At 72.1% G+C, this 9,474-nt stretch carries 10 protein-coding genes and 1 pseudogene; 8 read left to right on the top strand and 3 right to left on the bottom strand.

Translation table 11 applies throughout. The annotated features are described in order from the left end of the window. Both QM626_RS05270 and QM626_RS05265 read left to right on the top strand, forming a co-directional pair. Positions 1-364, top strand: a pseudogene (locus QM626_RS05270) (SAM-dependent methyltransferase); the annotation flags it as partial. Between the two features lie 10 nt (positions 365-374). Further along, the gene (locus QM626_RS05265) at positions 375-1,802 is read left to right on the top strand and encodes a CCA tRNA nucleotidyltransferase (RefSeq protein WP_415074711.1); all 1,428 of its coding nucleotides are present in this window, start codon (positions 375-377) and stop codon (positions 1,800-1,802) included. Between the two features lie 20 nt (positions 1,803-1,822). Here the strand turns inward: QM626_RS05265 and QM626_RS05260 are convergent, their stop codons facing one another. Beyond that, the gene (locus QM626_RS05260) at positions 1,823-2,473 is read right to left on the bottom strand and encodes an FMN-dependent NADH-azoreductase (RefSeq protein ID WP_415074709.1); all 651 of its coding nucleotides are present in this window, start codon (positions 2,471-2,473) and stop codon (positions 1,823-1,825) included. A gap of 83 nt (positions 2,474-2,556) precedes the next feature. Here QM626_RS05260 and QM626_RS05255 point away from each other — a divergent pair, with 83 nt between their 5' ends. The 6 genes from QM626_RS05255 (at position 2,557) to QM626_RS05230 (ending at position 7,724) form a co-directional block, all read left to right on the top strand. Then, a complete protein-coding gene (locus QM626_RS05255; protein ID WP_415074707.1) occupies positions 2,557-2,892 on the top strand; it encodes a winged helix-turn-helix transcriptional regulator in 336 nt (111 codons plus the stop codon). Between the two features lie 84 nt (positions 2,893-2,976). Beyond that, positions 2,977-4,335, top strand: a complete 1,359-nt coding sequence (locus tag QM626_RS05250; RefSeq protein ID WP_415074705.1) for a GAF domain-containing protein — start codon at positions 2,977-2,979, stop codon at positions 4,333-4,335. 187 nt (positions 4,336-4,522) lie between these two features. Next, positions 4,523-6,070: an aldehyde dehydrogenase family protein gene (locus tag QM626_RS05245; protein WP_415074703.1), complete on the top strand. Its 1,548-nt coding sequence runs from the start codon at positions 4,523-4,525 to the stop codon at positions 6,068-6,070. Between the two features lie 133 nt (positions 6,071-6,203). Then, on the top strand, positions 6,204-6,602 hold the full coding sequence (locus QM626_RS05240; RefSeq protein ID WP_415074701.1) for a DUF779 domain-containing protein: 399 nt from the start codon (positions 6,204-6,206) through the stop codon (positions 6,600-6,602). Between the two features lie 10 nt (positions 6,603-6,612). Then, positions 6,613-7,257 (top strand): TMEM175 family protein, encoded by a 645-nt coding sequence (locus QM626_RS05235; RefSeq protein ID WP_415074699.1) that lies wholly within the window; start codon positions 6,613-6,615, stop codon positions 7,255-7,257. Continuing rightward, complete coding sequence (locus tag QM626_RS05230) at positions 7,254-7,724, top strand: cupin domain-containing protein (RefSeq protein ID WP_415074697.1); 471 nt, start codon at positions 7,254-7,256, stop codon at positions 7,722-7,724. The genes QM626_RS05235 and QM626_RS05230 overlap by 4 nt, the downstream gene beginning before the upstream one ends. On the opposite strand, the gene QM626_RS05225 is transcribed toward QM626_RS05230, so the two are convergent. Next, on the bottom strand, positions 7,721-8,326 hold the full coding sequence (locus QM626_RS05225; protein WP_415074713.1) for a response regulator transcription factor: 606 nt from the start codon (positions 8,324-8,326) through the stop codon (positions 7,721-7,723). The genes QM626_RS05230 and QM626_RS05225 overlap by 4 nt on opposite strands. Positions 8,327-8,331: 5 nt before the next feature. After that, positions 8,332-9,474, bottom strand: a 1,143-nt coding sequence (locus QM626_RS05220; protein WP_415074695.1) for a sensor histidine kinase, incomplete at its 5' end; no start/stop codon positions are given.

The raw sequence follows: 9,474 nt of genomic DNA, 5'->3' as shown, positions 1-9,474 counted from the left end.
CCTGGGCGCGCACGTGTCGGCCGCGCTGGCGGCGCATGCGCGGCTGCGTGCGCTCGACGACGCGGCGCTGGCGGCATCCGCGCTGCTCGTCGCCCCGGATGTGACCGAGGCGCGTCACCACCTGCCCGGCGTCGAGGCACCGGCGGTCATCGAGCTGCGGCAGGGAGGCGGGTTCGGGCGGGTGATCGAGGCGGATCCGGGTCTGGCGGCGCTGGTCGGGGCGTGCGACGGCGACCTGCCGGCGGGGGCGCTGGTCGACGCGATCGCCGAGCTGCTCGACGTGGAGGCGGCCGCGCTGCGCGCCGATCTGCTCCCGCGGGTGCGGGAGCTGCTGTTCACCGGGTTCCTGACCCTGTGTGGATAGGGTCGAAGGCATGCTCAACATGGCCGAGGGTGTCGCGCGCCTGGGCGCACTCGCCGCCTCGCCCGTCGTCGCGACGCTCGCATCGGGGTTCACGCAGGCGGGGTTCGAGCTCGCGATCGTCGGCGGCCCGGTGCGCGACGCGCTGCTCGGCGCCGGCGTCCACGACCTCGACTTCACGACCGACGCGCGGCCCGACGACATCCTGCGGATCGTCACCCCGATCAGCTCCGCGCAGTGGGACATCGGCCGCGCCTTCGGCACGATCGGCGCGCGCGTGCGCGGTGAGACGGTCGAGATCACGACCTATCGCGCCGACAGCTATGACGGCGAGACCCGCAAGCCGACCGTCGCCTTCGGCGAAACCCTGGAAGAAGACCTGGTCAGACGTGACTTCACAGTCAACGCGATGGCGCTGCGGGTGCCCGGGCCGGCGCTGATCGACCCGAACGGCGGCGTCGAGGACCTCGTGCGCGGCGTCCTGCGCACCCCCGCGGACCCCGCGATCAGCTTCGGCGATGATCCGTTGCGGATGCTGCGCGCCGCCCGGTTCGCCTCGCAGCTCGGGTTCGAGGTCGACCCCGCGGTCGTCGATGCGATGACGGCGATGCGGGAGAGCCTCGGGATCGTGAGCCCGGAGCGCATACAGGGCGAGCTGGTCCGGCTGCTGCAGACCGACGACCCGATCCGCGGCATCCGGCTGCTGGTGGACACCGGCCTGATGGCGCAGTTCCTGCCGGAGGTGCCGGAGCTGCGGCTCGAGGTCGACGAGCACCACCACCACAAGGACGTCTACGAGCACTCGCTCACCGTGCTGCGCCAGGCGATCGACCTCGAACACGCGCGGCACCCGGACGCGGCGCCCGACGTGCCCCTGCGCCTGGCCGCGCTGCTGCACGACATCGGCAAGCCCGCCACCCGCCGGCTCGAGCCCGGCGGGGCGGTCACCTTCCATCACCACGACGTGAAGGGGTCCCGGATGGCGCGGGGGCGCCTGCGCGAGCTGCGGTTCGACTCCGCCACGATCGACGCGGTCGCCCTGCTCATCGAGCTCCACCTGCGCTTCTTCGGGTATGCCGAGGGCGCGTGGACGGACTCGGCGGTGCGCCGCTACGTGCGCGACGCCGGGGACGAGCTCGAGCGCCTGCACATCCTCACCCGCGCCGACGTCACCACGCGCAACAGGCGCAAGGCCGCGCGGCTCGCCGCGGCCTACGACGACATCGAGCGGCGTATCGGCGAGCTCGCCGCGCAGGAGGAGCTGGACGGGCTGCGCCCGGAGCTCGACGGCAACCGCATCCAGGAGGTGCTCGGCATCCCGCCCGGCCGTGAGGTCGGCGAGGCCTACCGTTTCCTCATGGAACTGCGGCTGGACGAGGGCATCATCGGGCCGGATGCCGCCGAGGCGCGGCTGCGGGCGTGGTGGGCCGCCCGGGGCTGATCCGCGAGCGGCCCGCGGGGTCAGGCGGCGCCGCGCGTGCTCGCCAGCTCCTGACCGTGCGTCCGGGCGAGGTGCTCGGCGTCGGCCTTGAGCTCGGCGGCGAGGTCGGCGAACTGGTCGAGGGCCGGGTTCACGCCCACGAGGGTGAAGGGCCGCTGCACGACCCGGAGATCGAGCCCCCAGACGTCCTCGAGCACGCGCCGGAGCCACGGCGTCGAGTGGTCCCAGCCCTCGCGGGGGGTTCCGGGGCCGTAGTTCCCGCCCAGGACGGTCACCAGCACGGCGGGCTTTCCCTGCAGGCTGGTGCCGCCGGGGCCGAGGCGCGGATCCGCGTACGCGAGGTCGAACCAGGTCTTGAAGTGCTGCGAGACGCCGAAGTTGTACAGCGGCACGGTGAACAGCAGCGCGTCCGCCTCGATCAGCTCGTCGGCGAGGGCGGTGGCCAGAGCGACCGCGTCGCGCTGCTCGGCGCTGCGCTCGCCGTCCGGGGTGTGCCCCGCGGTGACCGCGTTCGCCCAGGTGCGCGGGGGCACCGGCTCGTCGGCGAGGTCGCGGCGCACGACGGCGTCGCCGGGGTGGGCGGCGAGCCATTCGGCCTCGACCAGATCGCCGAGGGCACGGCTGGCGGAGGTCGGCGGCAGGATGCTGGCATCCAGACGGAACAGGGTCATGGGGGTCCAATCGTGGTCATCGACATAGTCGCTTCTATTTTCATAGCGACTTTGTGGAGTGTAGCACCGGTAGCATGGTCGTCATGCCCGAGGATCACGACCCGCGCGCCTGCGACGCCGCGGTGTCGCTCGCGTTCTCGATCCTGGGCAAGCGCTGGAACGGCATGATCCTGGACGTGCTGGGCAACGGACCGGCGTCGTTCGTGCGGCTCCGGCGCGCGCTCGGCATCAGCGACGCCGTGCTGTCCGATCGGCTGGCGGAGCTGGGGTCGGTCGGTCTCGTCGCGCGCGTCGTGGAGCCGGGGCCGCCGGTGACGGTCAGCTACGCCCTCACCGACGCGGGCCGGGGTCTCACACCGCTGCTGACCGAGTTGGGGCGGTGGGCGACCTCGTCGCTCGAGCCCGGCGGGCACGCCTGAGCCCGTCCGCACTCGACGCCTGTCGCTCGGGGACGGCCGCGCCTACACTGGGCCGCGATCCCCCTCGTCGTCGATCGGAGTCCCGTGTCCTCGCCGTGGTCCGGCCCGCGCGGCGTCAGCCCCGACGCGTCGCGCCTGATCATCGAGCGCGCCCACGAGGAGTTCCTGCGCGGCAACGATCACGACCCGCGCGTGGGCGACGTGCGCGGGATCGTGCGCGACAGCTGGCGGCGCTCGGTCGACAGCCTCGTCGGTCCGGAGGGTCTTCCCTCGCTCGCGCTGACGACGGCACAGCTCGAACGCCTGCGCAGCGAGCATCCGCTGGCGGGAGCCATCGACATGATCCGCCAGCTGCTCGTCCCCGGCGACCCCGAGGAGTCCGGCGTGGTGGTCGCGGTCGGCGACGCCTCCGGCCGCCTGCTGTGGGTGGAGGGCGACCGACGGGTGCGCAGCCTGACCGGCGAGATGGGGTTCGTCCCGGGCGCGGACTGGGCCGAGGACGCGGTGGGCACCTCCGCGCCCGGCACCGCGCTGGCCCTCGACCGCTCGGTGCAGATCCGCGGCGCGGAGCACTTCAACCGGCTCGTGCAGCCGTGGTCGTGCACCGCGGCGCCGGTGCACGATCCGGAGACCCGGCAGGTGCTCGGCGTGATCGACGTGACCGGCGGCGACCAGGCGGTCACGGCGCAGGCGCAGCTGCTGGTGGACGCCACGGCCCGGGCGGTGGAGGGTGAGCTGCTGCTGTCGCGGCTGCGTGCCCGACCGCCGGCGACGACGCGCCCGCGCCGGCGCCCCTCGGAAGCGGTGCGCGCGACCCTGCGGGTGCTGGGCCGTGACCGAGCCCTGCTCGACGTCGTCGAGGACGGCCGCGAGACGGTGACCGAGCTGACCGCCCGCCACGCCGAGCTGATGCTCATGCTCGCCACGCACCGGCAGGGGCTGTCGGCCGAGCGGCTCGGCGAGCTCGTCTACGGCGATCCCGTGCCCGCGCGACCCCCGGGCGCGGCGTCGCCGGGAGGGGGCATGGGCACCGTCACGCTCCGTGCCGAGATGGTCCGGCTGCGGAAGGTGCTCGAGCACCTCGCGCCGTCCCTCGTGCCGCAGTCGCGACCGTACCGCCTCGGCGCCGACCTCGAGACCGACGCGCATCAGATGCTGTCGCTGCTCGATCGCGGCGCGCACCGGGTGGCGCTGGCGGCCTACCGCGGCGACGTGCTCCCCGACTCGCAGGCCCCGGGGGTGGAGGAGTTCCGCGAGAGCGTGCGCGGCGCGCTGCGCGAGGCGCTGATGACCGAGGCGGGCATCGACGTGCTGCTCGCGTTCGCGGACACGGAGGCGGGTGCCGAGGACGCCGAGCTGCTGCGGCTGTGCCTGAGCATGCTCCCGGCGCGCTCGCCGCGTCGCGCCGGGCTCGTCGCCCGCATCGAGCGCCTCGAGACCTGAGCCCCCGGTTTCGCGAGACCGCATCGGGCCGCCGAGACCGTGGTGTCGCCCCACGGTCGCGGCGCGCAGATGAGGTCTCGCGGCGATGCCGGCGATCGCAACGGGATGCAACGTGCCGCGGCCTACCGTGACGGCATCCGGCGCGGCGGGATGCCGCGGATCCATGGACCGTCAAGGGAGACACAACATGACCATCGTCGAAGAGGGCGTCTCGAGCGTCTACGCCGCCCCGGGGCAGCGCGGTTCGGTCGCCGAGTACCGCTCGCGCTACGGCCACTACATCGGCGGCGAGTTCGTCGAGCCCGTCAAGGGCCAGTACTTCGAGAACATCACGCCGGTCACCGGCAAGGCGTTCACCGAGGTCGGCCGGGGCACCATCGAGGACATCGATCGTGCGGTGGATGTCGCATGGCGCGCGTTCGAGTCGTGGAAGAGGACGACCCCGGCCGAGCGCGCCGTCGTGCTCAACCGGATCGCCGACCGCATCGAGGCGAACCTCGAACGGATCGCCGTGGCCGAGACGTGGGAGAACGGCAAGCCGGTGCGCGAGACGCTGGCCGCCGACATCCCGCTCGCCGTCGACCACTTCCGCTACTTCGCCGGCGTGCTGCGGGCGCAGGAGGGCTCGCTCAGCCAGATCGACGAGGACACCGTCGCGTACCACTTCCACGAGCCGCTGGGGGTGGTCGGCCAGATCATCCCGTGGAACTTCCCGATCCTGATGGCGACGTGGAAGCTGGCGCCCGCGCTCGCCGCCGGCAACTGCGTGGTGCTGAAGCCGGCCGAGCAGACCCCGGCGTCCATCCTGTTCCTGTTCGAGATCATCGGCGACCTGCTGCCTGCCGGCGTCGTCAACATCGTCAACGGCTTCGGCATCGAGGCGGGCGCGCCGCTCGCGCAGCACAAGCGCATCCGCAAGGTCGCGTTCACCGGTGAGACCACGACCGGCCGGTTGATCATGCAGTACGCGTCCCAGAACCTCATCCCCGTCACCCTCGAGCTCGGCGGCAAGAGCGCGAACGTCTTCTTCGAGGACGTCGCCCGCGATCGCGACGCGTACTACGACAAGGCGCTGGAGGGCTTCACGTTCTTCGCCCTCAACCAGGGCGAGGTGTGCACCTGTCCGTCGCGCGCGCTGATCCAGCGGTCGATCTACGACGAGTTCCTCGGCGACGGGCTCGACCGGGTCGACAGGATCGTGCAGGGCAACCCGCTGGATCCTGCCACCATGATCGGCGCACAGGCCTCGAACGATCAGCTGGAGAAGATCCTGTCGTACATCGAGATCGGCAAGGCGGGCGGCGCGAGACTGCTCGCCGGCGGCGAGCGCGTCGACCTGGGCGGCGAGCTGAGCGGCGGCTACTACGTCGCGCCCACGGTGTTCGAGGGCACGAACGACATGCGGATCTTCCAGGAGGAGATCTTCGGCCCGGTGGTCTCGGTCACGGCGTTCAGCGACTTCGACGACGCGATCGGCATCGCGAACGATACGCTGTACGGTCTCGGCGCCGGCGTATGGAGCCGCTCCGGCGACATCGCCTATCGTGCCGGTCGCGGCATCGAGGCCGGCCGCGTGTGGACGAACACCTACCACCAGTACCCGGCGCACGCCGCGTTCGGCGGATACAAGCAGTCGGGGATCGGGCGCGAGAACCACCTGAAGATGCTCGACCACTACCAGCAGACCAAGAACCTGCTGGTGTCCTACGCCGAAGGCGCGATGGGCTTCTTCTGATCCACATCCATCCGCCGACCGTGTCCCACTTCGGTGCGGTTGATGTCCCAGTTTGGGGCGGAATGAGCAAGCTATTCCGCCCCAAAGTGGGACATGGTGGAGGGCGTTTGGGGAGGGAGGGAAGGAGGACAGCATGGCCTCGACCGAGGTGTACCGCAGGGTCGCGGTGACGGACGCCGCGGCCTCCCTGATCCGCGACCTCACCGCGCAGCACGGGCCGCTGATGTTCCATCAGTCGGGCGGATGCTGCGACGGGTCCGCCCCGATGTGCTATCCGGTCGGAATGTTCCTGACCGGCCCGGGCGACGTCACGCTCGGCGAGCTCGAGGTGCCGGGGCTCGACGACATCGAGGTGTTCATCTCCGCCGCGCAGTTCGAGTACTGGAAGTACACGCACCTCACGATCGACGTCGTGCCGGGACGCGGCGCCGGCTTCAGCGTCGAGGGCCCGACCGGCAACCGGTTCATCATCCGCTCGCGCATGCTGAACGAGGCGGAGCTGGAGCACTTCGGGTTGACGGGCGCCGCGTAGCATCTGAGGCGTGAGCGACCCGACCTCCGAGCAGGCGCCCCCGGACCGCATCTTCCCCGCCGAGCGGCTGAAGGCGTTCGCCGACGCGGTCGTCGCGATCGCGATGACGCTGCTGATCCTGCCGCTGATGGAGAGCGTCACCGAGCCCGCCGAGGGCGAGGGCGGTGCGTGGACGTGGATCGTCGACCACGATCAGCAGCTGCAGAGCTTCGTGCTCAGCTTCGTGATCATCGCGATGTTCTGGATCACGCACCACCGGGTGTTCTCCCGCGTCGAACGTGTGTCGAACGGGCTGATCTGGCTGATCATGCTGTGGCTCCTGTCGATCGTGTGGCTGCCGGTCGCGACCGCTATGTCGGGGCAGATGGACAGCGAGGACAAGGTCGTGATCGCGGTGTACATCGGCAGCATGGTGCTCACCTGTCTCGTCTCGCTGGGCATCCGGCTCTACCTGCGCCGGCATCCGGCGCTCCACGGCATCGCCGTCCAGAGTCTGGCGGCCGGGATGGCGGTGGACCTGTCCATGGTGATCCTGTTCGCGCTGTCGCTGGGCGTGTCGCTGCTGATCCCGGCGATCGGGTACACCTCCCTGTTCCTGATGTTCCTCACCGGCCTGCTGCGGCGGCTGCTCGGACGGATGCCGGGGCTGCGATGACCGGCGAGCGTCCGACCACGGCGGATGCCCTGGACCTGCAGCCGCACCCCGAGGGCGGCTGGTTCCGCCGCACCTGGACCGCGCCCGGAGCCGTGCCGACCGCGAGCGGCGTGCGCCCGGCGGCGACCTGCATCCACTATCTGCTCACGCCGGGCGAGCACAGCGCCTGGCACGTGGTCTCGAGCGACGAGCTGTGGCTCTGGCACGGTCCCGGCGTGCTGGAGCTCTCGCTCGGCGGTGACGGCGAGCAGCCGGGGGATGCCGAGACCGTCCTGCTCGGACCGGCCGTCGGGACCGGCCAGCGCGCACAGTGCCTCGTGCCGGCGGGCGTCTGGCAGGCGGCACGGCTCGCGTCCGACGTCGAGGTGCTCGTCAGCTGCGTCGTCTCACCGGGATTCAGCTTCGACGACTGGCGGCTCGCCGCGCCGTCGGGCGGTTCTCCTCGTCCGCGGCGCCCGAGGCCCTAGAGCCAGCCGTTCTGCTCCGCGATGCGGGCCGCGTCGGCCCGGTTGCGGCCGCCGGTCTTGCCGATGGCGGCGGACAGATGGTTGCGCACGGTCCCCTCGGACAGGTGCAGGATGCGGGCGATGTCGGCGACGGATCCACCGGTGCGGGCCGCGGAGAGCACGTCCGACTCCCGTTCTGTCAGCGGGGAGTCGCCCTGCGTCAGCGACTCGGCCGCGAGCTGCGGGTCGACGACCCGGAATCCCTGGGCGACCCGACGGACGGCGTCGGCCAGCTGCGGGGCGGGGGTGTCCTTCACGACGAAGCCCGATGCGCCGGCCTGCAGGGCGCGCTTGAGGTATCCGGGGCGGCCGAAGGTCGTGACCATGAGCACGTGGCAGTCCGGCAGCTCGGCGCGCAGCTGCGCGGCCGCCGTGATCCCGTCGATCCCCGGCATCTCGATGTCGAGGAGCGCCACATCGGGCCGTCGCTCGCGCGCGAGCTCGACCACCTCGTCGCCGCGGCCGGCCTCGGCGACGACCTCGATGTCGGGCTCCAGGCCGAGCAGGGCCGACAGCGCCCCGCGGACCAGGGCCTGATCGTCCGCGATCAGCAGCCGGATCACGCCGCTCACATCGAGACCCGCAGACTGAACCCGCCGAGGTCGCTTCGCCCTACCGCCAGGTGCCCGCCCGCCGCTTCGACGCGTTCGCGCAGGCCGCGGATGCCCGACGAGGCCGCCGAGCCGTCCTGCGGGCCGACGCCGTCGTCCGCGATCTCGACCTCATGCGGCGACAGCCGGATGCGGCACACCGAGGCGCGCGAGTGTCGCACGACGTTGGTGACTCCCTCCCGCAGCACCCACCCGGCCAGCTCGCGCCGTTCGGGCGGGATCGCCTCGGTCGAGCCGGGCAGCTCCCCGGCGATGCCGGCGGCCGCCAGCGCCGCCTTCGCGGCGGCGAGCTCGCCGCTGACCGTGACGCTGCGCACCCCGGCGACCGTCGCCCGCACGTCGGCGAGGGCCGCGCGGGCGAGCGTCTCCACCTCGGCGATCTCGGCGCGGGCGCGCTGCGGGTCCACCTCGGTCAGGCGCCCGGCGAGCTCGGCCTTCACCGTGATCACCGTGAGCGAATGACCGAGGATGTCGTGGATGTCGCGGGCGACGCGTCCGCGCTCGCGCTCCACCGCCATCAGCTCCAGCTGACGCTGGGTCGCCCGCAGCTCGTTCATCGCGGCGAGGTTGCGGCTGAAGCCCGCCATCATCAGCGAGATCGACACGATGATGAGCGGAGTCCACAGGATGCTCTCCGTCCATCCGCGGCTCGCGCCGGCGGTGACGAGGGCGAGCATGCCCAGCCCGACGACGACGAAGAACGTGACGGCCCAGCGCAGGACGCCGATCCCGACGATCACGCCGACGTAGGTCCACAGTGCCGGTATCTGCCAGCCCAGCCAGGGGAAGAGGGAGAAGGTCAGCGCGAACAGGGCCGCCGGCACGATCAGCCGACCCGTGCCGTGAAGGCTCCAGACGATGGGCGCGGCGACGAGGAAGGCGGCGCCGAACAGGATCACGAGCGCGACGGCGAGAGCGGCCTGAAGCGCGTTCGCCGAGACGGTCACCGCCGTCTGCGCCACCGACACGAGCCAGATCAGCGAGATCCCCCCGCCGAGGTACCAACCGCGCGAGCCGCGGGCGACCAGCAGCGTCGGCAGGCCCGCCTCCGGCGGGACCGCGGCCGCCGCGCGACCCACGGGCCAGTCCGGCCCGGCGTG

This window comes from Microbacterium sp. (assembly GCF_047606385.1).
Lineage (GTDB): Bacteria > Actinomycetota > Actinomycetes > Actinomycetales > Microbacteriaceae > Microbacterium.
This window is presented reverse-complemented; position numbering and strand designations above follow the sequence as displayed.

Coding starts and splice junctions, on each gene's coding strand:
- QM626_RS05230 (WP_415074697.1), top strand. CDS start 7,254: ATGACCGGCGAGCGTCCGACCACGGCGGATGCCCTGGACCTGCAGCCG.
- QM626_RS05245 (WP_415074703.1), top strand. CDS start 4,523: ATGACCATCGTCGAAGAGGGCGTCTCGAGCGTCTACGCCGCCCCGGGG.
- QM626_RS05255 (WP_415074707.1), top strand. CDS start 2,557: ATGCCCGAGGATCACGACCCGCGCGCCTGCGACGCCGCGGTGTCGCTC.
- QM626_RS05265 (WP_415074711.1), top strand. CDS start 375: ATGCTCAACATGGCCGAGGGTGTCGCGCGCCTGGGCGCACTCGCCGCC.
- QM626_RS05260 (WP_415074709.1), bottom strand. CDS start 2,473: ATGACCCTGTTCCGTCTGGATGCCAGCATCCTGCCGCCGACCTCCGCC.
- QM626_RS05240 (WP_415074701.1), top strand. CDS start 6,204: ATGGCCTCGACCGAGGTGTACCGCAGGGTCGCGGTGACGGACGCCGCG.